The sequence below is a fragment of the Brevundimonas sp. genome, from assembly GCF_029945885.1.
Taxonomy (GTDB): domain Bacteria; phylum Pseudomonadota; class Alphaproteobacteria; order Caulobacterales; family Caulobacteraceae; genus Brevundimonas.
Genome location: NZ_JAQSDK010000006.1, coordinates 56,744 through 81,515 on the forward strand (window position 1 = coordinate 56,744; position 24,772 = coordinate 81,515).

25 protein-coding genes are annotated in these 24,772 nt (G+C 67.6%); 18 read left to right on the forward strand and 7 right to left on the reverse strand.

Annotation, left to right across the window (positions count from 1 at the left end; genetic code table 11):
- Positions 1-100: 100 nt before the first annotated feature.
- The 16 genes from rpsB (at position 101) to PSV00_RS04505 (ending at position 15,414) form a co-directional block, all read left to right on the forward strand.
- On the forward strand, positions 101-1,024 hold the full coding sequence (rpsB, locus tag PSV00_RS04430; RefSeq protein ID WP_300445274.1) for a 30S ribosomal protein S2: 924 nt from the start codon (positions 101-103) through the stop codon (positions 1,022-1,024).
- 92 nt (positions 1,025-1,116) lie between these two features.
- Complete coding sequence (gene tsf / locus PSV00_RS04435) at positions 1,117-2,061, forward strand: translation elongation factor Ts (RefSeq protein ID WP_300445275.1); 945 nt, start codon at positions 1,117-1,119, stop codon at positions 2,059-2,061.
- Between the two features lie 117 nt (positions 2,062-2,178).
- Complete coding sequence (gene pyrH, locus PSV00_RS04440) at positions 2,179-2,922, forward strand: UMP kinase (protein WP_300445277.1); 744 nt, start codon at positions 2,179-2,181, stop codon at positions 2,920-2,922.
- A gap of 29 nt (positions 2,923-2,951) precedes the next feature.
- The gene (gene frr / locus PSV00_RS04445) at positions 2,952-3,509 is read left to right on the forward strand and encodes a ribosome recycling factor (protein WP_300445279.1); all 558 of its coding nucleotides are present in this window, start codon (positions 2,952-2,954) and stop codon (positions 3,507-3,509) included.
- Positions 3,510-3,562: 53 nt separating this feature from the next.
- Positions 3,563-4,312 (forward strand): polyprenyl diphosphate synthase, encoded by a 750-nt coding sequence (gene uppS / locus PSV00_RS04450; protein ID WP_300445280.1) that lies wholly within the window; start codon positions 3,563-3,565, stop codon positions 4,310-4,312.
- Positions 4,312-5,130, forward strand: coding sequence for a phosphatidate cytidylyltransferase (locus tag PSV00_RS04455; RefSeq protein ID WP_300445282.1), 819 nt, complete (start codon positions 4,312-4,314; stop codon positions 5,128-5,130). The genes uppS and PSV00_RS04455 overlap by 1 nt, the downstream gene beginning before the upstream one ends.
- On the forward strand, positions 5,127-6,323 hold the full coding sequence (gene dxr / locus PSV00_RS04460; protein ID WP_300445283.1) for a 1-deoxy-D-xylulose-5-phosphate reductoisomerase: 1,197 nt from the start codon (positions 5,127-5,129) through the stop codon (positions 6,321-6,323). Before PSV00_RS04455 ends, dxr begins: the two co-directional genes overlap by 4 nt.
- Positions 6,324-6,363: 40 nt before the next feature.
- Entirely contained in the window at positions 6,364-7,581 is a 1,218-nt protein-coding gene (locus PSV00_RS04465; protein ID WP_300445284.1) for an RIP metalloprotease, read from the forward strand.
- Positions 7,582-7,610: 29 nt separating this feature from the next.
- Positions 7,611-10,043, forward strand: coding sequence for an outer membrane protein assembly factor BamA (gene bamA, locus PSV00_RS04470; protein ID WP_300445286.1), 2,433 nt, complete (start codon positions 7,611-7,613; stop codon positions 10,041-10,043).
- 33 nt (positions 10,044-10,076) lie between these two features.
- A complete protein-coding gene (locus tag PSV00_RS04475) occupies positions 10,077-10,664 on the forward strand; it encodes an OmpH family outer membrane protein (RefSeq protein ID WP_300445288.1) in 588 nt (195 codons plus the stop codon).
- Positions 10,665-10,686: 22 nt separating this feature from the next.
- Positions 10,687-11,706 (forward strand): UDP-3-O-(3-hydroxymyristoyl)glucosamine N-acyltransferase, encoded by a 1,020-nt coding sequence (lpxD, locus tag PSV00_RS04480; RefSeq protein ID WP_300445515.1) that lies wholly within the window; start codon positions 10,687-10,689, stop codon positions 11,704-11,706.
- Complete coding sequence (gene fabZ / locus PSV00_RS04485) at positions 11,703-12,167, forward strand: 3-hydroxyacyl-ACP dehydratase FabZ (protein WP_300445290.1); 465 nt, start codon at positions 11,703-11,705, stop codon at positions 12,165-12,167. The genes lpxD and fabZ overlap by 4 nt, the downstream gene beginning before the upstream one ends.
- Positions 12,164-12,949 carry an acyl-ACP--UDP-N-acetylglucosamine O-acyltransferase gene (gene lpxA, locus PSV00_RS04490; protein ID WP_300445292.1) on the forward strand — a complete coding sequence of 262 codons (786 nt, stop codon included), beginning with the start codon at positions 12,164-12,166 and terminating at the stop codon, positions 12,947-12,949. The genes fabZ and lpxA overlap by 4 nt, the downstream gene beginning before the upstream one ends.
- Positions 12,946-13,803 carry a UDP-2,3-diacylglucosamine diphosphatase LpxI gene (lpxI, locus tag PSV00_RS04495; protein ID WP_300445516.1) on the forward strand — a complete coding sequence of 286 codons (858 nt, stop codon included), beginning with the start codon at positions 12,946-12,948 and terminating at the stop codon, positions 13,801-13,803. The genes lpxA and lpxI overlap by 4 nt, the downstream gene beginning before the upstream one ends.
- Positions 13,800-14,963, forward strand: a complete 1,164-nt coding sequence (gene lpxB / locus PSV00_RS04500) for a lipid-A-disaccharide synthase (protein ID WP_300445294.1) — start codon at positions 13,800-13,802, stop codon at positions 14,961-14,963. Before lpxI ends, lpxB begins: the two co-directional genes overlap by 4 nt.
- A 118-nt stretch (positions 14,964-15,081) precedes the next feature.
- Positions 15,082-15,414, forward strand: a complete 333-nt coding sequence (locus PSV00_RS04505; RefSeq protein ID WP_300445296.1) for a hypothetical protein — start codon at positions 15,082-15,084, stop codon at positions 15,412-15,414.
- Here PSV00_RS04505 and lepB read toward each other — a convergent pair.
- From lepB to gltX, 3 genes are all read right to left on the reverse strand, one after another.
- A complete protein-coding gene (gene lepB, locus PSV00_RS04510; protein WP_300445297.1) occupies positions 15,411-16,199 on the reverse strand; it encodes a signal peptidase I in 789 nt (262 codons plus the stop codon). The genes PSV00_RS04505 and lepB overlap by 4 nt on opposite strands.
- 130 nt (positions 16,200-16,329) lie before the next feature.
- A complete protein-coding gene (gene gltA / locus PSV00_RS04515; protein WP_300445298.1) occupies positions 16,330-17,631 on the reverse strand; it encodes a citrate synthase in 1,302 nt (433 codons plus the stop codon).
- A gap of 62 nt (positions 17,632-17,693) precedes the next feature.
- Positions 17,694-19,106: a glutamate--tRNA ligase gene (gene gltX / locus PSV00_RS04520; protein ID WP_300445300.1), complete on the reverse strand. Its 1,413-nt coding sequence runs from the start codon at positions 19,104-19,106 to the stop codon at positions 17,694-17,696.
- 6 nt (positions 19,107-19,112) lie between these two features.
- Here gltX and PSV00_RS04525 point away from each other — a divergent pair, with 6 nt between their 5' ends.
- Positions 19,113-21,272, forward strand: coding sequence for a ComEC/Rec2 family competence protein (locus PSV00_RS04525; RefSeq protein ID WP_300445302.1), 2,160 nt, complete (start codon positions 19,113-19,115; stop codon positions 21,270-21,272).
- Here the strand turns inward: PSV00_RS04525 and lexA are convergent.
- From lexA to PSV00_RS04545, 4 genes are all read right to left on the reverse strand, one after another.
- Positions 21,253-21,948 (reverse strand): transcriptional repressor LexA, encoded by a 696-nt coding sequence (gene lexA / locus PSV00_RS04530; RefSeq protein WP_300445304.1) that lies wholly within the window; start codon positions 21,946-21,948, stop codon positions 21,253-21,255. The genes PSV00_RS04525 and lexA overlap by 20 nt on opposite strands.
- Positions 21,949-22,030: 82 nt before the next feature.
- Positions 22,031-22,819, reverse strand: a complete 789-nt coding sequence (gene trpC, locus PSV00_RS04535; RefSeq protein WP_300445306.1) for an indole-3-glycerol phosphate synthase TrpC — start codon at positions 22,817-22,819, stop codon at positions 22,031-22,033.
- Positions 22,816-23,862, reverse strand: a complete 1,047-nt coding sequence (trpD, locus tag PSV00_RS04540) for an anthranilate phosphoribosyltransferase (RefSeq protein ID WP_300445307.1) — start codon at positions 23,860-23,862, stop codon at positions 22,816-22,818. Before trpD ends, trpC begins: the two co-directional genes overlap by 4 nt.
- Positions 23,863-23,866: 4 nt before the next feature.
- On the reverse strand, positions 23,867-24,457 hold the full coding sequence (locus PSV00_RS04545; protein WP_300445308.1) for an aminodeoxychorismate/anthranilate synthase component II: 591 nt from the start codon (positions 24,455-24,457) through the stop codon (positions 23,867-23,869).
- Positions 24,458-24,563: 106 nt separating this feature from the next.
- Here PSV00_RS04545 and PSV00_RS04550 point away from each other — a divergent pair, with 106 nt between their 5' ends.
- Positions 24,564-24,770 carry a peptidoglycan-binding protein gene (locus PSV00_RS04550; RefSeq protein WP_300445309.1) on the forward strand — a complete coding sequence of 69 codons (207 nt, stop codon included), beginning with the start codon at positions 24,564-24,566 and terminating at the stop codon, positions 24,768-24,770.
- Positions 24,771-24,772 lie beyond the last annotated feature (2 nt).

A 24,772-nucleotide genomic window follows, 5' to 3' on the forward strand; every position in this document is an offset into this window, starting at 1 on the left:
GGGAGACATCCCGGCCCCTGCCGTTCCGAGGAGCCCCCCAATTCCGGGTGGCTCTTTCACCGCCTGCGCAAGGTTGATCGGAAAAAGGACTTACCAGATCATGGCTCTGCCTGAATTCTCCATGCGTACCCTGCTCGAAGCCGGCGCGCACTTCGGCCACCAGACGCACCGGTGGAACCCGAAGATGGAGCGCTACATCTTCGGATCGCGCTCGAACATCCACATCATCGACCTGTCGCAGTCGATGCCGCTGATGCACCAGGCGCTGGTCGCCGTGCGTGAAGTCGCGGCCAAGGGCGGTCGCGTCCTGTTCGTCGGCACCAAGCGCCAGGCCGCCGGTCCGGTCGCCGAGGCCGCTACCCGCTGCGCCCAGTACTATATGAACAACCGTTGGCTCGGCGGCACGCTGACCAACTGGCGCACCGTGTCGGGCTCCATCGCCCGCCTGCGCGAGCTGGACACCCTGCTGGAATCCGGCGGCGACGGCCGGGTCAAGAAAGAACTGCTGAACCTCGAGCGCGAGCGCGACAAGCTCGAGCTGAGCCTCGGCGGCATCAAGGACATGGGATCCGTGCCGGACATCATGTTCGTGATCGACACCAACAAGGAGGCGATCGCCATCCTTGAGGCCCGCAAGCTGAACATCCCGATCATCGCCATCCTCGACACCAATTCGGACCCGGACGGCATCACCTATCCGATCCCGGGCAACGATGACGCCGCCCGCGCCATCCAGACCTATTGCGACCTGATCGCCGACGCCGTCCTCGACGGCCTGGCCGCCGGTGCCTCGCAGTCGGGCGTGGATCTGGGCGCATCGGAAGCGCCGGTCGAGCCGATGCTGGCCGAGGCTGCCGCCCCGGTCGCCGCTGACGTCGCCCCGGCCGGTACCGAGGCTGTCGCCGCTGAAATGATCGCCGCCGCCGAAGCCCCGGCCGCTGCTGAAGCTCCGGCTGCCGCCGAAGCTCCCGCCGCTGTCGAGGCGACCGAAGAGCCCGCCAAGGCCGAGGACGCGACGGCCTAAGCCGCCGCCGCTTTCCACCGCCGGCACAAGACCATGCGGCCGGACCTCAACGGGTCCGGCCGTTCCCGCATACAAATACTCAGGAGCCCACAATGGCCGAGATCACCGCCGCCCTCGTCATGGAACTTCGCGCCAAGTCCGGCGTCGGCATGATGGATTGCAAAAAAGCCCTGCTCGAGAACGACGGCGACATCAGCGCCTCGATCGACTGGCTGCGCGCCAAGGGCCTGTCCAAGGCCGCCAAGAAGGCCGACCGCGTCGCCGCCGAGGGCCTTGTGGCCGTCGCCTCGCGCGAAGACGGCAAGGGCGAGATCGGTGCCGCCATCGAGTTCAACTCGGAGACCGATTTCGTCGCCCGCAACGAGCTGTTCCAGAACGCCGCCAAGGCCTTTGCCCAGCTGGGTCTGGAACATCACACGGTTGAAGCCCTGCACGGTGCCGAACTGGAAGCCGGCAAGTCGGTCCAGGACGAAGTGACCAGCATGATCGCCACCATCGGTGAGAACATGCAGCTGCGCCGCGCTGCCCGCCTGTCGGTCGACGAGGGCGTCGTCGCCTCCTACGTCCACAATGCCGTCGCCCCGGGTCTGGGCCGTATCGGCGTGCTGGTCGCGCTGCACGGTGCCGGCGACAAGGACAAGCTGCGTGAACTGGGTCGCAAGATCGCCATGCACGTCGCCGCCACGGCACCGCTGTCGCTGAACACCGACGACCTCGACCCGGCCGCCATCGAGAAGGAACGCACCGTCCTGACCGAAAAGGCCAAGGAAGAAGGCAAGCCGGAAGCGATGATCGCCAAGATCGTCGAAGGCCAGATCAACAAATTCCAGAAGGACGTGGTGCTGACCAAGCAGCCGTTCGTGATGAACCCGGACGTGACCATCGAGCAGCTGGTCACGGAAGCCGGCAAGGAACTGGGCGCGCCCGGCCTGCACCTGGCCGGCTTCGTCCGCCTGGCCCTGGGAGAAGGCGTGGAGAAGGTCGAAGGACCGGACTTCGCCGCTGAAGTCGCCTCGATGACCGGCGGCAACGCCTGATATAAGCCGCCACCTTACGGTGGCGGTTGCCTATGAGGGCGCGTTGGGCTTTGAAGCCCGACGCGCCCTTCGTCTATGATGACCTGCCCGATTCCCGCCTGCACACGGATCCGACCCATGCCCGACGCCCCGCCAGAGTTTCTCTACAAGCGCGTGCTGGTGAAGGTGTCCGGTGAGGTGCTGATGGGCGATCAGGCCTATGGCATCGATATGCAGACCGTCGACCGGGTGGCCCTGGCCGTCGCCCAGGTGGCGCGCGAGGGCGTCGAGATCTGTCTGGTCATCGGTGGCGGCAACATCTTCCGCGGCCTGTCCAAGGCCGCCGGCGACATGGAACGGGCCACGGCCGACTATATGGGCATGCTGGCGACGGTGATGAACGCCCTGGCCATGCAGGCCGCGCTCGAGAAGATCGGCGTCCAGACCCGGGTGCAGAGCGCCCTTACCATGAATGCCGTGGCCGAGCCCTATGTGCGCCGCCGCGCCCTGCGCCATCTCGAAAAGGGACGGGTGGTGATCTTCGCCGCCGGTGTCGGCGCGCCCTTTTTCACCACCGATTCCGGTGCGGCCCTGCGCGCGGCCGAAATGGGCTGCGACGCCCTGTTGAAGGGTACCAGTGTCGACGGCGTCTACACGGCCGATCCGAAGAAGGATCCGAACGCGACCCGCTATGACACCCTGACCTATCATGACGTCCTGTCGAAGGACCTGAAGGTGATGGATGCCTCGGCGATCGCCCTGATGCGCGACTCCGGCATCCCGATCGTGGTCTTCTCGATCCGCGAGCCGGGTTCGCTGCGCAAGACCCTGACCGGTCAGGGTACGTTCACTGTTATCACGTCAGGTGAAAAGACCGCCTGACATCTGTCTGACCTCCTAGGGAAACTCCGATGGCCCAACCCGATCTGAAGACCTACCGCGACCGTATGGACAAGGCTGTCGTGGCCCTGAAGGAAGAGTTCGCCGGTCTGCGGACCGGCCGGGCCAATGTCGGCCTGCTGGACCCGGTCCAGGTCCAGGCCTACGGCTCGACCTCGCCGCTGAACTCGGTCGCCGCCATCAGCGTGCCCGAGCCGCGGATGATTTCGGTCAATGTCTGGGACAAGACCATGGTCGGCCCGGTCGAGAAGGCCATTCGCGCTGCAGGCCTGGGCCTGAACCCGATCGTCGATGGTCAGACCCTGCGCATCCCGGTGCCGCCGCTGACCGAGGAACGCCGCAAGGAACTGGCCAAGCTGGCCGGCAAATATGCCGAACAGCAGAAGATCTCGGTGCGCAACGTGCGCCGCGACGCCAATGACGATCTGAAGAAGGCCGAGAAGGCCAGCGAGATCAGCCAGGACGACCAGAAGCGGATGGAGACCGAGGTCCAGAAGGACACCGATGCCGTCATCAAGCGCATCGATGAGGCCTTGAAGGCCAAGGAAGTTGAGATCATGCAGGTCTGACGGCGCACATCAGATTGGAACCCTCATCCGCCATGACGGTCGAAGCGACGACCATGCCGCGTGTTGCCGACGGGTCCGTCCCGGCCGGGCCGAAGCATGTCGCCCTGATCATGGACGGCAATGGCCGCTGGGCCCAGGCCCGGGGTCTGCCCCGCGCCATGGGCCATCGCGAGGGGGTCAAGGCCCTGAAGCGGACCATCGAGGCGGCACCGGACTTCGGTATCGAGTGTCTGACGGTGTTCGGCTTTTCGACCGAGAACTGGAACCGCCCGGCCGAGGAGGTCTCGGACCTGATGGGGCTGGTGCGGACCTATGTGAGCAGTGACCTGAAGCGGCTGGAAAAGGCCGGCGTCCGCCTGCGGGTGCTGGGTCGGCGGACCGGCCTACCCGACGACATCGCCGCGATCATTGAACGGGCCGAGCGGACCACGGCGCACAACAGCCGGTTTCTGCTGCAGGTGGCGTTCAACTATGGCGGCCGGGCCGACATCGTCGATGCGGCGCAGCGCCATCTGGATCAGGTTCTCGCCGGCGAGGCCACCGGTCCGCTGACCGAAGACCTGCTGGAGACTGGCCTGTCGACGGCCGGGGCGGCACCCGTCGATGTGATCGTGCGCACCTCGGGCGAGCGCCGGCTGTCGAACTTCCTGCTGTGGGAGGCCGCCTATGCCGAACTGGTCTACCAGCAGGTGCTGTGGCCGGACTACGGCCCCCAGGCCCTGGCCGACGTGGTCGAACAATACCGTCAGCGGGACCGGCGCTACGGCGGGATCGAGGGCGTCGCGGCTCTCGCGGCAGGCTGATGCCGGTCAAGGCCGGTGATATCGGCGTTCGCGCCGCCTCGGCCTTCGTCCTGGGTCCGGCCGCGGTGCTGGCGACCTGGGCCGGGGGTATCTGGTTCCTGGGGCTGATGCTGCTGGCGTCGGGGCTTCTGGCGGTGGAATGGGCGGCGATGAGCGCCGCACGGACCTGGCGGGTCATGGCCGGGGCCGTGGCCTTCGGCCTCGTGGCGGCGGCGGTGACCGCCTATGCCGGCCAGCTGTCCCTGGCCCTGCTGATGCTGGTGTTCGGCTCGTTCGCGGCGGCCATGTTCGCCCGCAGCCGCGGCGAGGAGGCTCTGGATGCCGCCTATGGCGTCCTCTACCTCGGCTGGCCGATCGTCCTGCTCATCTGGCTGCGGGATCTGGATTCGACCGTGGGCCTGCACTGGACCGTGCTGGTCTTCGCCGTGGCCTGGTCGTCCGACATCATGGCCTATTTCGTCGGCAGTCTGGTCGGTGGCCCCAAGCTGTGGCCGCGCTTTTCGCCGAACAAGACCTGGTCCGGCTTTGCCGGAGGGCTGGTGGCGGGTGCCACGGCCGGGGTGATCATGGCGGCCTGGCTCGACATGGGGGCCCTGACGCCGCTGTGGGGTGGGGTGCTGGGTCTGGCCGCAGCCCTGGCGACCATGGCCGGCGACCTGTGGGAATCGGCCCTGAAGCGACGCTTCGGGGTCAAGGACGCGGGCACGCTTATCCCTGGCCACGGCGGGCTGCTGGATCGCGTCGACGGCCTGATGTTCGCCGTGGTGGTGGTGGCCTGCGGCCGTCTGGTCGTCATCCTGCTGGAGCGGGGCGCATGATCCGGCGGCGCGTCAGTATCCTCGGCTCGACCGGGTCGGTCGGGTGCTCGACCCTGGCCCTGATGGATGCGGCCGAGACCGCCGGGACCGGGGCTTTTGAGGTCGAGGTCCTGACCGGCGGGGCCAATATCGCCCGACTGGCGGAACAGGCCCGCCGCTGGCGGCCGGCGCTGGTGGTGACCGCCTGGCCGGCCCAGCTGGAGGCCCTGAACGCCGCCCTGGCCGGGACCGGCATCGCCACAGCGGCCGGAGAGGCCGCCATCGTCGAGGCCGCGACCCGTCCGGTGGACTGGGTCATGGCCGCGATCGTCGGAGCGGCCGGTTTGCGGTCGGCCTGGGCAGCCGCCGGCACGGGCGCGACCCTGGCCCTGGCCAACAAGGAAAGCCTGGTCTGCTGCGGACCGGCCCTGATCGAGCGGGTCCAGCGCTCGGGCGGGCGGCTGATTCCCGTCGATTCCGAACATTCGGCCATCTTCCAGGTGTTTCCGGCCGAGGCCCCCGAACGGGTGGCGCGGCTGGTGCTGACCGCTTCCGGCGGGCCGTTCCGGACCCTGTCCCGGGCCGAGATGGCCACGATCACACCCGAACGGGCCGTGGCCCATCCCAACTGGAGCATGGGGGCCAAGATCTCGGTCGACAGCGCCACCATGGCCAACAAGGGGCTGGAGACCATCGAGGCGGCCTATCTGTTCGACATGCCGTCTGAACGGATCGATGTGGTCGTCCACCCGGAATCGATCATTCACAGCCTCGTCGAGTTCATCGACGGCTCGACCCTGGCCCAGATGGGGCCGCCGGAAATGAAGACGCCGATCGCCTTTGCCCTGGCCTGGCCGGACCGGCTGGCCTGGCCGGCTCCGCGACTGGACCTGGCGGCGCTGGGCCGGCTGACCTTTGAGGCCCCGGACGAAACCCGTTTTCCGGCCCTCGGACTGGCCCGGCAGGCGCTGCAGGCCGGGGGCGGAGCCCCGACGATCTTCAATGCCGCCAATGAGGTCGCGGCGATGGCTTTCCTTGACCGGCGTCTGGCCTTTCTCAATATTGCCGCAGTCATCGCCGACACCATGGGGCGCGTGACGAATTCGGGGGTGAGTTCCGGTTCCGACGACGCCTGCGACGCGGCCCTGGCCGTGGATGCCGAGGCGCGGCGGATGGCGGAGTCCATCATCGGCAGACTCGCCAGGGCGGCCTGACCATCGGGCGGCTGTTGCGGCAACGGGAGAGACGATCGTAATGCTGAACCTGCTCGGCCAGGTCTTCGTCTATGTGGTCCCGTTCCTGCTGGTGCTGACGGTTGTCGTCACCATCCATGAACTGGGTCATTTCCTCGTGGCGCGTGCCTTCAAGGTGAAGGTCGACCGGTTCTCGATCGGTTTCGGTCGCACCTTGCTGAGCCGGACGGACCGGCACGGCATTGAGTGGCGGCTGGCCTGGCTGCCGCTGGGTGGCTATGTGAAATTCTCCGGGGACCTCGACAGTTCCTCGGTGCCCGATCAGGCCGGAATCGAAGCCCTGCGTCAGGAAATCGTCGCCGAACACGGGCCCGGGGCCGAGCGGGACTATTTCTATTTCAAGCCGATCTGGCAGCGGGCCCTGATCGTCGTGGCGGGGCCGGTGGCGAATTTCGTGCTGGCGATCACCATCTTCACCCTGCTGTTCGCCGGGCTCGGCGTCAGTGTGGTTCCGGCGCGGATCGCCGAGGTCCAGCCCGGCACGGCCGCGGCCCAGGCCGGCTTCCAGGTCGAGGACCGGGTCATCGAGGCCGACGGCCGGACCATCGCCGATTATCGGGATGTCGGCCAGGTCGTGGCTCTGCGGGCCGGCACACCGATCGAATTCGTCGTGCTGCGTGACGGTCGCCGGGTCAGCCTGACCGCGACGCCGGTGCGCACCCTGCGTCAGGACCCCATTTCCGGCCCCGTGCGGGTCGGCTATCTCGGCGTCGGCTGGGACCCGCGTCCCGGCGAGGTCGTCTATATCCGCTATCCGCCGCATGAAGCCCTTGGGCAGGCGGTCAAACAGACCGGCGACATCCTGGGCACGACCCTGACCTATCTGGGGCGTATCGCCACCGGCAAGGAGTCCGGGGATCTGCTGAGTGGTCCGCTCGGTATTGCCAAGGCTGCCAGCGGTGTGACCAAACAGGCGGCAGCCGCGACGACGGACGTCGGATTGCAGGTCGCCAATGTCGCCCTGATGCTGGTCCAGTTCGCTGCCATAGTTTCGATTGGAATTGGCTTTCTAAATCTCTTGCCGATTCCTGTTCTCGACGGGGGCCACCTGCTGTTTTACGGCTACGAAGCTGTTGCCCGCAGGCCAGTCCCCGCCAGGGTTCAGGAGGTCGGCTATCGCGTCGGCCTTGCTTTGCTCGTAGGTTTGATGTTGTTCGCAACCTGGAACGACCTGCAAAAGCTGAGCCTGTTCAAATTCCTCGGCGGGCTCGCCTCATGAGCCGACGCCAGCCCCCGATGGTTTCCCGTATGATCCAAAATGATGCGTCCGCTGCTCTCCGTCCCGGTGTCCGTGCCCTGAGGCCGGCCTCACTGGTCCCCAGCCTGCTGGCTCTCGCCGTTGCGGCCGGGCTGGCTGCGCCGGCCATGGCCCAGACCGCCCCCGCGCCTGCTGTGGATCCGGTCGCAGCGCCGTCCGCGCCCCCGGTTCCGCGCCAGGAAGAGGCCGTGGTCATCAACCGCATCGTGGTGCGGGGCAACCAGCGCATCGATCAGGCGACGATCCTGTCCTATCTGCCGATCCAGCCCGGCGACACGGTCAGCCCCGTGCTGCTGGACGTCGCCGTCCGCACGCTGAACCGCACCGGCCTGTTCGCCGACGTGCAGATCGGCGTGGCGCTGAATGGTGATCTGGTCGTCGAGATCGTCGAGAACCCGATCATCAACCAGGTGGTGTTCGAGGGAAACAGCGCGATCGTCGAGAGCAAGCTGCGTGAAGAAGTCACGATCCAGCCGCGCGGCATCTACACCCGCGCCCGGATCCAGGAGGACGTCGGCAAGATCGTCGAGCTCTACCGCCTGTCCGGCCGGATCTCGGCCACGGTCACGCCCAAACTGGTTCAACTCGAGCAAAACCGCGTCGATGTGGTGTTTGAGATCGATGAAGGGCCGCAAACCGGCATCCGCGCCATCACCTTCCTCGGCAACACGGCCTTCTCGGACGATGATCTGCGCGAGGTCATGGTGACCAAGCAGTCGGTCTGGTGGAATTTCTTCACCTCCAACGACAACTACGACCCGAACCGGCTTGATTATGACCGCGAGCAGCTGCGGAAATTCTATACCAACCGGGGCTATTACGACTTCCGCGTCGTCTCCTCGGTCGCCGAACTGACGCCGGACGACACGGCGTTCGGTGTGACCGTGACGCTCGACGAGGGCCGCAAATACAATTTCGGTGAGATCAAGGTTGTTACGGAAAACAACCGTTTGAACGGTGATTTCCTCAAGCAGCTCCTGCCCATCCGCTCGGGTGACCTGTACGAGAGCGACAAGATCGAAGGGGCCGTCGACGCCCTGACCTTCGCCGCCGGTTCGGCCGGCTACGCCTTTGTCGAGATCAACCCGACCTATACGGCCAACCCGGAGACCGGGCTGGTGGACGTGACCTTCAATGTCACCGAGGGGCAGCGGGTCTATGTCGAGCGGATCAACATCGTCGGCAATACCCGCACGGTCGATCGCGTCATTCGTCGCGAACTGGCCCTGACCGAAGGCGACGCCTTCAACCGTGCCTTGCTGGAGCGCTCGCGCAACAATCTGCGCGGTCTCGGCTTCTTCAAGGATGTGAAGGTCGAGGAAGTGCGTGGGGCCTCGGCTGACCGGTCGGTCGTCAATGTCACTGTCGAGGAGCAGCCCACGGGCGAGCTTTCGGTCGGTGCCGGCTTCAGCTCGGTCGACTCCTTCGTCGTCAACCTGGGCATCACCGAGCGCAATTTCCGCGGTCGCGGCCAGAATGTCGTGGCCCGGGTCGAATGGGGCTCGCTGCGCCAGCAGATCGATTTCCGCTTCACCGAGCCGCGCTTCCTGGGCCGGGATCTGCGCGCGGGCTTCGACGCCTTCCACTCGCGCTACGACCTCAGCAAATATTCGTCCTACGACTACCGGTCGACCGGGGCGGGCCTGCGCCTGTCCTATCCGCTGAACGCCTTCACCCTGCTGAGCACCCGCTATTTCATCAAGGCGGATGAGATCATCGTGCCCACCGGCTTCTGTAACGGCACGGGTTCGTCGGCGCTCTGCGACCAGGTCGGCTCCTATATCAACTCGTCGGCCGGCTACACGCTGCAGGTCAACCGGACCAATGACCCGGTCCGCCCGACGCGCGGCTGGGCGGGCTCGCTCCGTCAGGACTTCGCCGGCATCGGTGGCGACGTGAACTATGTGAAGACCGAAGTCGACGTCTCGGCCTATTACGGCATCAGCCCGGAATGGGTTGTCTCGACCTCGGCCTCAAGCGGCTATGTCGCCGGTTGGGCCGGTGATGCGATCCGCATCAACGACCGCTTCTTCAAGGGCGGCAACAGCTTCCGCGGTTTCGAGACGGCCGGCATGGGTCCGCGCGACCTGAACACCCGCGACGCCCTGGGCGGTAATTTCTATCTGATCGGCACGATCGAAATGACGGTGCCGAACTATCTGCCCGAGCAATACGGGATCAAGACGTCCCTGTTCGCCGACGTCGGCACCCTCGGCCTGCTGGACTCGCGCTACACGACCGATGCTCTCGGCAATCCGTCGACGCGCATCGTCGACGACCTGGCGTTCCGGGCCTCGGCCGGTATCAGCGTCCACTGGAAGTCGCCGATGGGGCCGATTCGTTTCGACCTCAGCCATATTCTTGGCAAGGAAGACTACGACAAGACCGAGACCTTCCGCTTCTCGACCTCGACCCAGTTCTAACCGCGGCACTGTCCGTCCGTTCAAAGGCCCAAGATGAAACTGTTTGCTATTGGCGCTTTCGCGCTCGCTTCGCTCGCCGCTTCCACCGCCGTGGCCCAGACCGCCGGCCCGGCCAACCCGGGCCCGGTCATTCCCGGCGTCTGCGTTTTCTTCAACCAGCGCCTGCTGGCCCAGTCGACTGCCGGTCAGGCTGTCCAGGCCCGCATGACCCAGCTGTCGCAGGAGGTTCAGGGTGAGCTCACTCCCTACGCCACCTCGATCCAGACCGAAATCCAGACGCTGCAGACCAGCGGTGCCAGCCTGTCGGAAGCCGAGCGCAACTCGCGCAGCCAGGCCCTGCAGCAGCGCATCCAGGAGGCCCAGCAGCTGGAGCAGACCCGCGACAACGAGCTGCGTTACACGCTCGGTGAACAGCGCCGCCTGATCTCGGTCGCCGTGGAGCCCATCCTGGTCGCCATCTACCAGGAGCGTGGTTGCGGCATCCTGCTGAGCCGCGAGAGCGTCTTCATGATGAACCCGGCCATGGACGTCACCGATCTGGCCATCCAGCGCCTGAACACGGCCCTGCCTTCGCTGAGCTTCAACCGCCTGCCGGTGCCGGTCCAGCAACCGGGTCAATAGGTCCGGGATCGGGCAGGGTATGATGCCCGACTCACGGTTCTTCGACAGTCTGCCCGCCGTGACGGTCGCCCAGCTGGGTGACCGGATCGGCGGCACGGTCGTGCGCGGCGGTGATCGCTCGATCATCGCCGTCGCTCCTTTGGCGTTGGCTGACGCCAACGCCGTCGCCTTTCTGGCTGACCGCAAATTCACCGAAGCCCTGAAAGCCACCGTGGCCGGTTGCGTGATCGTGCCGGCCGCCGCCGTGGACCATGTCCCCGCCGGTAGCGCGGTGATCGTCTCGCCCGAGCCCCAGGCGGCCTGGGCGCGGGCCTCACTGATCCTGCACCGAGCGATTGCCATCGGGGCCGGGCCCCGGGCCGTGCTCGAGGACGATGATGTCGTCATCGAGCCGGGTGTGGTGCTGGGCCAGGGCACCAGTATCGGCCGCGGCACGCGGATCGGGGCCAATACGGTCATCGGCCCCGGGGTCCAGATCGGCCGCAACTGCCAGATCGGCTCCAATGCCTCGATCGGTTTCGCCCTGATCGGCGACCGGGTCCGGATCCTGTCCGGGGCCCGCATCGGCGAGCCGGGCTTCGGGGCGGCCGGATCCAGTGCCGGTCCGATCGACGTGCCCCAGCTGGGCCGCGTCATCCTGCAGGACGGGGTCAGCGTCGGAGCCAACAGCTGTATCGATCGCGGGGCCTATGATGACACCGTCATCGGCGAGAATACCAAGATCGATAATCTGGTGATGATCGGCCACAACTGTGTGATCGGCCGCAACTGCCTGATGGCCGCCCATACCGGTATTTCCGGCTCGGTCACGGTCGGCGACAATGTGATGTTCGGCGGCAAGGCCGGGATCGGCGACCATATCCGCATCGGTGACGGCGCGCGCGTGGCAGGTGGTGCCGGCGTGCTGGCGGACATACCGGCGGGCGAGACCTGGTCCGGTTATCCGGCAAAACCCATCCGTCAGTCCTTGCGTGAAGCGGTCTGGCTCGCCAGACAGGTGTCGCGGAAGGCGAGTCCCGCGCCAAAGGACCAGGCGGAATGACCGAAGAATCCAATGTCTCGATCGATTATGCCGAGGTCATGCGGCGCCTGCCGCATCGCTATCCCTTCCTGCTGATCGACAAGGCCGAGGATTTCGTCGCCAATACCTCGATCACCGGTATCAAGAACGTCACTCACAACGAGCCGTATTTCCCGGGCCATTTCCCGATCGATCCGGTCATGCCCGGGGTGATGATCGTCGAATCCATGGCGCAGACCGGGGCCCTGCTGATGTCCAAGACCCTGGACGTGGCCGTCGAGGGCAAGGTCATCATGTTCATGTCGATCGACGGGGTGCGCTTCCGCAAGCCGGTCCGCCCGGGCGACCAGCTGCGCATGAAGGTGGTGGTCACCCGCCAGCGGGGCGACATCTTCAAATTCCGGGGCGAGACCTTCGTCGACGGCAAGCTGACGGCCGAAGCCGATTTCGCGGCCATGGTCGTCACCGTGGCACAGCCGTGACCATCCATCCGACCGCGCTTGTCCATCCGTCGGCCGTGCTGGCCGAAGGCGTCAGCATCGGACCCTGGTGCCAGGTCGGGCCCGGTGTGCACCTGGCCGAGGACGTGCATCTGGTCAGCCATGTGGTGATCCAGCAGGACACGACGGTCGGCGCACGGGGCGTGATCCATCCGTTCGCCGTGATCGGCGGCGATCCGCAGCATGGCGGCTACAAGGGCGAGCCCGTGCGGCTGGAGATCGGGGCCGATGCCCTGATCCGGGAACACTGCAGCTTCAATCGCGGCACGCCCCAGGGCGGGGGCGTGACCCGGGTCGGGTCGAGCGGCCTGTTCATGACCGGGGCCCACGTCGGCCACGACGCGGTCGTCGGCAATCACGTGACCATGGCCAATAACGCGACCCTGGGTGGTCATGCGGCCATCGGCGACAAGGTTTTCCTCGGTGGCCTGTGCGCCATCCACCAGTTCGGCCGGGTCGGCCAGGGGGCCATCATCGGCGGGCTGGCCGCCGTGACCCGTGACGTCATCCCCTATGGCTCCGCCTGGGGTAATCACGCCCAGCTGCACGGGCTCAATCTCGTCGGACTGAAGCGCAAGGGCTACGGCAAGGACCAGATCCGCCGGCTGCTGGCTGCCTTCCGCGAACTGTTCGAGGCCGGGGGAGTCTTCGCCGAGCGTCTGGACCGGGTGGCGGACCGCTATACCGACCTGCCCGAGATCATGGAGATCGTCGCCTTCATCCGCGCCGATGCGCGGCGTCCCCTGTGCCTGCCCGGCGCATGAGTGTCGGTGGCCCGGCCCCGGCCACCCGGCTGGGCCTGATCGCCGGCGGCGGGGCCCTGCCCCTGTCGGTCGCTGCCCGGTGCGAGGCCGAGGGGCGGCCGCTCTTCGTGGTGCGACTGAACGGCTTTGCTGACCCGCATCTGGCCCGCTATCCCGGGGTCGCCGCCGGCATGGCCGAGATCGGCCGTATCCTGTCGGCGCTGAAGGCCGCCGACTGCGGGGCTGTCTGTTTCGCCGGCATGGTCAACCGGCCCGATTTCAAGACCCTGAAGCCGGACCTGAAGGGGGCAACCCTGCTGCCCGGGATTATCGCCGCCGCGACCCGGGGCGATGATGCGCTGCTGCGCAAGATTCTGTCGGTGTTCGAGGGCGAGGGCTATGCCATCGAGGGGGCCGACGACATCCTGGGGGGCGACAGTCTGCCGGCCGGGGCGCTGGGGGCGATCCAGCCGACCGACGTGCAGTTGTCGGATCTGAAAAAAGCGCTCCACGTCGCGGAAAAAGCCGGTGAACTGGATATCGGTCAGGGGGCGGTCGTCTGTGACGGTCTGGTACTGGCGGTCGAGGCCCAGGAAGGGACCGACGCCATGCTGATGCGCGTCGCCGGCCTGCCGGCCGACCTGCGCGGCAAGACCGGAGCTCCGCGCGGGGCCCTGGGCAAGGCCCCCAAGCCGATCCAGGACCTGCGCGTCGACATGCCGGTCATCGGGGCCCGGACGCTGGAACTGGCGGCCATGGCCGGTCTGGCCGGGGTTGGCGGGGTGGCCGGAAAACTGATCCTGATCGACCGAACGGCCCTGATCGCGACCGCTGACCGTCTGGGCCTGTTCGTCTGGGGCGAGGACCGGGCGTGACCCGACCGCTGAAGATCATGCTGGTGGCGGCCGAGGCCTCGGGCGACGCCCTGGGGGCGGGTCTGGCTTCGGCCCTGACGACCCGCGCCGACGGACCGATCACATTCGTCGGGGTCGGGGGACCGCGCATGGCGGCCCTGGGCATCGTCAGTCCGTTCGACATCGCCGAATTGTCGATCCTGGGCTGGCTGGAGGGGTTGAAGGCCTATGGGCTGGTCAAGCGAAGGGTCACCGACACCGTGGCCCTGGCGGTGGCTGAAAAGCCCGACGCCGTGGTGCTGATCGACAGCTGGGGCTTCACCATCCGCGTGGCCAAGGCGCTGAAGCTGGCGCTGCCGGGCGTGCCCCTGATCAAATATGTCGGCCCGCAGGTCTGGGCCTCGCGTCCGGGTCGGGCAAAGACCCTGGCGGCCACGGTCGACCACCTGCTGGCCCTGTACAGTTTCGACGCGCCATGGTTCGAGCGCGAAGGCCTGCCGGTCACGGTCGTCGGGTCCCAGGCGGTCCATGTCGATATGGCGGCGGCCGACGGCGCGCGCTTCCGCTCCAGCCGGAATTTGGCCGCCGACGCCCCCCTGCTGCTGGTGCTGCCCGGCAGCCGGCCGGGTGAGATCAGCCGTATGACCCCCCTGTTCGAACAGGCGGTGGCCAGGCTGAAGGCTGACCGCCCCGGGTTACAGGTCGCCGTGGTCGCGGCCGGGACCGTGGCCACCGAGGTTGCCGCCCGCATCGCCGCCTGGCCCTTCCGGGTCCAGCTGGTGCAGGAGGCCGAGAAATACGACGCCATGCGCGCCTGCGACGTGGCCCTGGCCACCAGCGGCACCGTCTCCACCGAACTGGCCCTGGCCGGAGCCCCGATGGTCATCGCCTACCGGTTCGACGGCCTCAGCTATGCGATCATGCGGCCCTTCTTCACCGGCAAGTTCGCGACCCTGTTCAACATCGCCGCCGATGAGGAGATCGCGAAGGAGCTGATCCAGACCGAGGCCACGCCCGAGCGGATGGCGGCCGAGGTCGGGCGACTGCTCGACGATCCTGCTGCCCGGGCGGATCAGGCCACGCGGCAGACTGCGGCGCTGGATCTGATGGGGCGCAGTGCCCCCGATCCGTCGGAGCTGGCGGCCGAAGCGGTGCTGCAGGTGATCGCCGCCCGGGCCTGAGCCGGATTACAGGGCGGCCATCCGTGGCCAGTGCGGTTGGCGGCCAGCTCTGCGGGGGTCATAGTTCGCTCAAACCGGGGTCAGGCACAGACTGGCCCGCTGCACCGGACCCGACACCATGACCCAGAAGCCGCCGAAGAAGAGCGAGACCATCGAGGTCCGACTGCCCCATGCCACCAAGATCGCCTTCATGGCCCGCTGCCGTGACGACGGCCGGACGGTGAGCGAGGTGGTGCGCGCGCTTATGGAGGGCGAGATCGGTGCCGGCGGTCGCGCCGTGCGCAATCGTGGCTGGCACGCGCTGGCGGCGCTCCTCGCCGGTCTGGCCCTGGGCGCGGTCGCAGTGCCCTCCCTGGCGCAGTCGCCGGCGAAGTCAGGCTCGCGCGCCGCCTTCGAACGCCTGGACCGCAACCACGACGCGATGGTCAGTTTTGACGAGTTTCGCCGCTAGCCCACCGGCAGGAAGAACCGGCCCGGCTGAAGGCTGAGCCAGCTCCATGGCTTGAACAGGCCCGCGCCGGGCTTCCACGAGGCGACCACCAGTTCGGCCTTGCCGATGATGTTGTCCGCCGGGAGCAGACCGACCCCCACGTCGGCCGGCCAGCGGCTGTCCAGCGAGTTGTCGCGATTGTCGCCCATCATGAAATACTGGCCTGCGGGCACGACAAAGACGCCGGTGTCGTCGCCGGGCAGGCCCGAGCCGCCGTCGTAGGTGATCCAGCCACGCCCGTCCGCAAGCGTCTCGCGGACCTCGAGCACCCGGCGGGACGGCATGTCATGGTCCGAAACCACATCCAGCGGTGTGCGCGGGATGGCGAGGCCGTTGACCGCGACGACTCCGCCGGCGACCCGAACCTGGTCGCCCGGCAGGCCGATGACGCGCTTGACCCAGGTCTGCTGCGGATCGCTGGGTCGACGGAAAACCACCACGTCGCCGCGCCCGACGGCGCGACCGAACAGGCGACCATCGGGCAGGGGCGGGTTCAGGGGCAGGGAGGCACGGCTCCAGCCGTAGGCGAATTTTGACACGACCACATAGTCTCCGGTCACCAGCCCGGGCTCCATCGAGGAGGACGGGATCGTAAAGGGCTGAAAGGCGACGGTCTGGAAGGTGACGGCGACCAGCAGGCCCAACGCGATCACCGTCGCGGTCTCAACTATCTCGTGCACCAGACCGCGCTTGCGCGGGGCGTGCGGGGGGCTGTCGGGTGGCGTGGTTTCGGAGGCGTGGGTCATGGGGTCAGCACAGCGGGGTCCGCCGGCAAGTGCCAGCCAGGATTTGTCCGGACAGCCGGAAATCGTGTCCGGACATGAAAAACGCCGGAGCGAGGGGCTCCGGCGTTGGTCATTTCGGTGACGGGATTGTTCAGCCGCGGCTCTGGATCGGCACGAAATCGCGTTCGGTCGGGCCCGTGTAGAGCTGGCGCGGACGACCGATCTTCTGGGTCGGGTCGCCGATCATTTCCTGCCACTGGGCGATCCAGCCGACGGTGCGGGCCAGAGAGAACAGCACGGTGAACATCGAGGTCGGGAAGCCCATCGCCGACAGGGTGATGCCCGAATAGAAGTCGACGTTCGGGAACAGTTTGCGCTCGATGAAATATTCGTCGCTCAGCGCGATCCGCTCCAGCTCCTTGGCGACCAGGAACAGGGGATCGTTGGGATCACCGACGGCGGCCAGCACTTCGTCGGCCGATTCCTTCATCACCTTGGCGCGCGGGTCATAGTTCTTGTACACGCGGTGGCCGAAGCCCATCAGCTTGTATTTCTTGGCCTTCACGCCCTCGATGAACTCCGGGATCTTGTCCGGGGTCCCGATCTCTTTCAGCATGTTCAGCGCTTCCTCGTTGGCCCCGCCATGCGACGGGCCCCACAGGCAGGCGATGCCGGCGGCGATACAGGCGAACGGGTTGGCACCCGACGACCCGGCCAGACGCACGGTCGAGGTCGAGGCGTTCTGCTCGTGGTCGGCGTGCAGCATGAAGATCCTGTCCATGGCCTTGGCCAGGACCGGATTGACCTCATAGTCCTCGGCCGGAACGGCGAAACACATGCGCAGGAAATTCTCGGCGTAGTTCAGGTCGTTGCGCGGCGAAACGAACGGCTGGCCGATATGGTATTTGTAGGCCCGGGCGGCGATCGTGGGCATCTTGGCGATCAGGCGGATGGCCGAGATGTTGCGCTGGACCGGATCGTGGATGTCGAGGCTGTCGTGATAGAAGGCCGACAGGGCCCCGACGGTGCCGACCATGATCGACATCGGGTGGGCGTCGCGACGGAAGCCCTCGAAGAAGCGGTCAAATTGCGAATGCAGCATCGTGTGCATGGTGATGCTGCGTTCGAAGGCCTCGTATTCGGCAGCCGTCGGCAGTTCGCCACGCAGCAGCAGGTGGCAGACCTCGATGAAGTTGGACTGGGAAGCCAGCTGGTCGATCGGATAGCCGCGGTGCAGCAGGGTGCCCTTGTCTCCGTCGATGAAGGTCAGGGCGCTTTCGCAGGCGGCGGTCGAGGTGAAGCCCGGATCGTAGGTGAAGGCCTCGGTCGCGCCATACAGCTTGCGGATGTCTATCACGTTCGGACCGGTCGTCCCGGCCAGGACCGGCAGGTCGACGCTCGTTCCGTTGTAGGCGAGCGTTGCCGTTCCGGCGGGTTTGGCTTGTTCAGTCATTGCAGCCCCTTTGTGCAGTCCGATTGGCGAGGGGAGTCGCGAACCGGATCCAGGTGTTAGTGTCAGATAGTCGGTTGCAGCGCATCATCCAAGCGCCCGAGACTTTCCTCGCGTCCGAGGGCCGCGAGGATTTTCGCAATATCGGGCGCGGAATGGCCACCGGTCAGGGCGGCGCGGGCCGGCGGGCCGATCTTGCCGAAGCCGACCGCCTCTTCCTCGGCGAAGACCTTGAGCTCGGCCTCGAGGGCGAAAACGTCCCAGCTTTCGAACAGGGCCAGGCGGGTACGCAGCCGGCCGATACGCTCACCGGCCTCATCGGCCAGCTGGGTGCGGCCCCGCTCGTCGATCATCAACGGCCGGACCTTCAGTACGAAGGCGGTCTGGTCGGCCAGTTCGAGCGTGGTCCTGGCGCGGTCCTTGATGAAGGGGATGGCCTGGGTCAGGCGGGCCTCATCATGCTCGTGCAGGGTGTGGCCGCGCGCCAGATGGATATCCAGCGTCAGCTTGGCCAGCCGCTCATCGTCGGCCAGGCGGATCCAGTGGGCGTTGACGTGGGCCAGCTTGTCGAAATCGAGCCGGGCCGGGGCCTTGCCGACGCCGTCCAGATCGAACCACTCGAGGGCCTGGGCGTCGCTGAACAGTTCGTCGTCGCCGTGGGCCCAGCCCAGACGGGTCAGATAATTGCGCATGGCCTCGGGCAGATAGCCCATCTCGGCATATTCATGCACGGCCTGGGCCCCGTGCCGCTTGGACAGTTTGGCCCCGTCGGGACCATGGATCAGCGGGATATGGGCAAAGACCGGACGAGCCCAGCCCATCGCGTCGTAGATCAATGATTGACGAGCGCTGTTATTCAAGTGGTCGTCGCCGCGGATGACGTGGGTGACGCCCATGTCGTGGTCGTCGACAACCACGGCCAGATTATAGGTCGGTGCGCCGTCCGAGCGCAGCAGCACCAGATCGTCCAGATCGGCATTGGCCCAGGTCACCGTACCCTGGACCGCGTCCTCTACGGTGACCGAGCCGGGCAGGGGGCGACGGAAACGGACGACGTACGGGGCCGAGGGATCCCCCTCGGACGGATCGCGATCGCGCCACGGGGATTCAAAGGTGCGGCGTTCGGCCTTGGCTGCGTCGCGCAGGGCCCCGGTCTCTTCGGCCGAGGTCCAGTCGCGATAGGCATGGCCGGCGGTGACCATCCGGGCCACGACCTCGCGGTGGCGATCGGCGCGGGCGAACTGGAACACCGGCTCCTCGTCCGCGAACAGGCCCAGCCAGCTGAGACCGTCGAAGATCGCCTTTACCGCCCCCTCGGTTGAGCGTTCCCGGTCGGTATCTTCCACACGCACAAGAAATTTACCCCCGCGACCTTTCGCGTAAAGGTAGTTGAACAGCGCTGTTCTCGCGCCGCCTATGTGGAGATAGCCGGTCGGAGACGGGGCGAAGCGGGTGACGACAGGAGGGGAGGAGGTCATTCAGGCATGTCCGTGAGCGCCGTCCTTATAGCGTCCGGTGCCGGAATTCACAGGGCCACGGCCCGGATTCGCGACGGACTGCGGTCGGAGGTCTCGGCACAGGGGCCCCGCTGGCGGTTGTGGACCCCGGTTGCCTTCGGCGCGGGCTGTGCCGTCTATTTCGTCCTCGGTCGCGAGCCGCCCCTGTGGCCACTGGTGGCTTTGGCGATCGTAGCCGGTGCCCTGTGGTCGGCCGCGCGCCGGGCCGGACGGTCGCGGCGCTGCACCCTGCCGCTGCTGCTGCTGGCCTGTCTGGCCCTGGGGCTGACGACGGCGAAGGTGCGAAGCGCCCGGATCGCCGCCCCGATCGCTCCGGCCCTGTCCGAGCCAACCGTGATCGAGGCGTGGGTGATTGATGTCGACAGCCCGGGCGAGCGCGGGGCGCGGGTGGTGATCGCCCCGGTGCGGGTGCAGGGTCTGGAACCGGCCGCCACGCCCCACCGTCTACGCGCCACCTTGCGGGGCGCGCCGCCGCCGCCGGGGGCAGCCGTTCGCCTGGTCGCCATTCTCAACCCGCCGCCGGGCCCGGCCAGTCCGGGAGCCTATGATTTCGGCCGCAACGCCTGGTTTCAGGGCATGGGCGGGGTCGCCTTCGCCCTCGGGGAGACGCGACCGGCGATCCTCGCGGACGCCCCCTGGCGGTTGCGGCTGGCGATGGCGGTGAACCGGATCCGCTACGGCCTGGCCCAGCGGATCGTGGCGCGGCTGGGTGAGCGCAACGGCGGGATCGCAGCAGCCATGACCACCGGGCACGAGACGTGGATTCGCCGCGCCGATCTGGAGGTGATGCGCGATTCCGGCCTGGCCCACATCCTGTCGATCTCGGGTCTGCACATGGCCATCGTCGGCGGATTCGTCTTCTTCCTGACCCGACTGGGCGTGGCCGCCTGGCCGTGGCTGGCGCTGCGGGTGCCGGGCAAGAAGGTCGCCGCCTGCGCCGGGCTGGGGGCCGTCGCCACCTATCTGATCGTGTCCGGGGCCCCGCCGCCGGCCGAACGGGCGGCCGTCACCGCCTCGATCGCCTTCGCCGCCATCCTTCTGGACCGGCAGGCCATCACCATGAACGCCCTGGCCACCGCCGCCTTCGTCGTCCTGCTGCTGCAACCCGAGGCCATCGTCACGCCGGGCTTCCAGATGTCGTTTGCCGCCACGGCCGCCCTGGTGGCCCTGTCCGAGGTCTGGCCGCGACGGGTTCGCGAACTGTCAGCCCCCTGGCCCATCGTCACCGTGCAGCGGATCGGCTCGTGGACCGTCGCCGCCTGCGCCGCCAGTCTGGTCGCGGGCCTGGCCACCGGCCCGTTCGCGATGCAGCATTTCAACCGCACGGCCGTCTATGGCCTGCTGGCCAATCTGGGTACCTCACCTGTGGCTGATTTCGTGATGATGCCGGCCCTGGCCCTGGGAGCGGTGCTGGAACCACTGGGACTGGGCGCGCCGTTCCTGTGGGTGGCGGCGCGGGCGATCGAAATCATGATGGCGATCGGTACGACGGTGGCCGGACTGCCCGGGGCGGTCCAGACCGTGTCGAGTGCACCGGCCGTCGCCTTGCCCGTGGCCTTTGTCGGGGTCCTGTTCATCTGTCTGTGGCGCGGGCGGCTGCGCTGGCTGGGCCTGCCGTTGGCGGCGGCGGTAATGATCTGGCCGCGGTCGACCCTGCCCGCCCTGTGGATCGGCGACGGCGGCACCAGCGCCGCCGTGGTGCAGGGGCGACAGGCGATGATCGTCCGGCCGGGCGTCCGGGAGTTCGCCACCGACCTGTGGTCGCGGCGATGGGCCCTGACGCCGGTCGACCGGCCCGACGCGGGTTGGGTCTGTGATCGCTTCAGCTGCCGCCCCGAGGCCGGGGGGCTGTTGGCGATGAGCTGGGGGCGTCGGCCACCCGATCCAGCGTCGCTGGAGGCCCTGTGTCGTTCGGCACGGGTCATCAGCCTGCGGGCGGCCGTCGCGATGTTGCCGGACAGCTGCGACGGCCGTCTGGTGCTGGACGGTGAAGACCATGGCCGTAACGGCGCGATCGAGCTGTGGCGTGACGGGTCAGGTTGGCGCGTGGTGACCGCGGCGCGGGTGCGGGGTGACCGGCCGTGGACAGTCCGGACAGATGCCGATGTCAGTGATAGCGGCGGATGAGCCCGACCAGCTTGCCCTGGACCTCGACCTGATCCGGGCCGAAAATCCGGGTCTCATAGGCGCGGTTTGCGGGCTCGAGCGCGATGGACTGGCCCTTCTTGCGTAGCCGCTTCAGCGTGGCCTCCTCGCCCTCGACCAGGGCCACGACGATCTCGCCCGAAGAGGCGGTGTCGGTGGATTTGATGATGACCAGATCGCCGTCGAGAATCCCGGCCTCGATCATCGAATCCCCTTCGATCTCGAGCATGTAGTGTTCGCCCGCGCCCAGCATCGATTCCGGGACTGGATAGCGGGCGGTCTCATGTTCGATGGCGGCGATCGGGGTGCCGGCGGCGATCTTGCCCATCAGCGACAGTTCGCGGGTATCGTTGTCCGCCTCGATGGACTGGGGTCGACCGCCCCCCTCGATCACATCAGGGCGGAAGGGCGCGCGAGCCCGGGACGGGGCCCCGGTCGTGGCCTGTTCCGGCATCTTGACCACTTCCAGCGCCCGGGCGCGGTGGGCCAGACGGCGGATGAAACCGCGTTCCTCCAGCGCCGTGATCAGCCGATGGATGCCGGATTTCGACGCCAGATCAAGCGCCTCCTTCATCTCGTCGAAGGAGGGCGAGACGCCGGTTTCCTTGATCCGTTCATGGATGAACATCAGGAGTTCGTGCTGTTTGCGCGTGAGCATGGAGGCGAATCGTCCAGAACAAGGCGTGAACCGTTGCCGATGTTCTGTAAGTGTTCCGTCCTAATGTCAACTTAACGGCGGATCAGGCCAGAAGCGCCCGCGTGGCCGCCGCGACGTCGTCCTGACGCATCAGGCTTTCACCCACGAGGATCGCGCGGGCCCCGTCGGCGGTGACGCGGGCGACGTCGTCGGGGGTGAACAGGCCGCTTTCGGCCACCAGCAGGGCCTGATGCGGGGCCAGGGTGGCGAGGCGGGCCGTGGTGCCCAGATCGACGTCGAAGGTGCGCAGGGAGCGGTTGTTGATGCCGACGAGGTCGCCGCCGAGGGCTGCGGCACGCGCCATTTCGGCCTCATCGTGGGTTTCGATCAGGGCGTCCATGCCGAGGCGGCGGGCCTCGGCGAGAAGCTCGGCGGCCAGGACATCCTCGACCATGGCCAGGATGATCAGGACGCAATCGGCCCCTAAAGCGCGGCTCTCGGCCACCTGCCAGGGGTCGACCAGAAAGTCCTTGCGCAGGCAGGGCAGGGTGACGGCGGCGCGGGCGGCGATCAGATAGCTGTCGTCGCCCTGGAAGCTGGGGCCGTCGGTCAGGACCGACAAACAGGCGGCTCCGCCGGCCTGATAGGCACGGGCCAGAGCCGGGGGGTCGAAATCGGCGCGGATAAGACCCTTTGACGGGCTGGCCTTCTTGATCTCGGCGATCAGGGCCGGGTGGCCGGGCGTGGCGGTGCGCGCCAGGGCGGCGCGGAAGCCGCGCGGGGGCGAGGCGGCCTTCGCGGCGGCCTCAACCTCGGCCTGCGAGGTGGCGGCCATGCGGATGGCCACGTCCTCGCGTTTGTAGGCGGCGATCCGGTCCAGCACGTCGGTCATTGGGTCTCTTCGGTCTCTTCGGTCGCGATCGGGGTGCTGGTGATCCGGGCCAGGGCGTCCAGCGCGGCGGCGGCACGGCCATCGTCGATGACGGCAGCGGCCTGGACCACGCCCTCGGCCAGATCGGCGGCGCGGTCGGCGACGACCAGGGCGGCGGCGGCGTTCAGCAGCACGATGTCGCGATAGGCCCCGGCCTGACCGGCCAGCAGGGCGCGCAGGGCGGCGGCGTTCTCCTCGGCGTCGCCACCACGCAGGGCGGCGATGTCGGCGCGGGGCAGGCCGGCGTCCCCGGGGGTGACGGTGAAGCGGCGCACGGCCCCGTCCTTCCACTCGGCCACCTCGGTCGGGCCCGTCGTGGTCAGCTCGTCGAGACCCTGGCCGTGGACGGTCCAGGCGCGGGTGGCCCCCAGACGGCCCAGCACCTCGGCCAGCGGCTCCAGCAGGCGGGGATCGTAGACACCCATGACCTGACGCTTCGCCGAGGCGGGGTTGGACAGCGGCCCCAGCAGGTTGAACACGGTGCGGAAGCCGATCTCGGCCCGGACCGGCCCGACGTGGCGCATGGCCCCGTGCCAGGCGGGGGCGAACAGGAAGGCGATATTGGCCTGATCCAGCGACAGACGCTGCTGCGCCGGGGTGGCCGCCAGGTTGACGCCCAGCACCGCCAGCACGTCGGACGAGCCGGATTTCGAACTCAGGGCCCGGTTGCCGTGTTTGGCGACCTTGAGCCCGGCCCCGGCCAGCACCAGGGCGGCGGCGGTCGAGATGTTGAAGGTGTGCTGGCCGTCGCCGCCGGTGCCGCAGGTGTCGATCACGTCATAGGGGTGGTCGAGGGTCGCGGCGGCGTCGCGCATGGCCGTGGCGAAGGCGGCGATCTCGCCCACGGTCTCGCCGCGCATACGCAGGGCGGTGACGGCGGCGGCGACCTGGGCCGGGCTGGGCTCGCCCCTCAGACAGGCGGCGAAGAAGGCGTGCGCCTCGGTGTCCGACAGGACCTGCCCGTCGACCAGTTTCGCCAGCAGGGGTTTGAAGCCGTCAGCCACGGCGTCAGACCATGGCCCGGCGCTTGACCCCGGCCAGGTCGAGGAAGTTGGCGAGCAGGTCGTGACCGTGTTCGGTGGCGATCGACTCGGGGTGGAACTGGACCCCGTGGATTGGCCGGGTCCTGTGGGCCAGGCCCATGATCTCGCCGTCGGCGGTCCAGGCGGTCACGTCCAGTACGTCGGGCAGGGTGTCCCGGCGCACCGCGAGGCTGTGATAGCGGGTGGCGGTGAAGGGCGTGGGCAGGCCCTTGAAGACACTCTGTCCGCTGTGTTCGATCGGTGAGGTCTTGCCGTGCATCAGGCTTTTGGCGCGAATGACGTCGCCGCCGAAGGCCTGACCCATGGCCTGGTGGCCGAGGCAGACGCCGAAAATCGGCATGGTCTCCGGGGCCGAGGTCAGCAGGGACAGGCAGATGCCGGCCTGGTCCGGCGCGCAGGGGCCGGGTGACAGCAGCACGGCCTCGGGCTTCAGGGCCCAGGCCTCGTCCACGGTCAGGTCGTCGTTGCGCACCACGCGCGTCTCCGCCCCCAGTTCCGCGAGGTAGTGGACGAGGTTGTAGGTAAAGCTGTCGTAGTTATCGACGACGAGGATCATCCCCGGCTTCTAGGGCCCCAGCGCCCGTCCGCCAAGCGCCGGCAGCGCTGATAAGGGTTCGTTAACCGTCTCGGGCTGCAATCGAGCGGTAGAGACGGGAAAATCCATGACTGATTCCGCGATCGACCAGGCCCGTGCGCTGCTGCAGCCGGCCACCGCCGTGCACAGCCCCTGGGCTACCCTGGTCGCTACGGCCCTGGCGGCGACGGCAGCGGTGCTGATGGCCGGTGTGATGGTGTTGGGACCGGGTGTCCGCTTCAATGACGCCGGCGTCCGGATCGTGCCGGCGGCCAGCAACCCGGCGCTCGGCTAGGG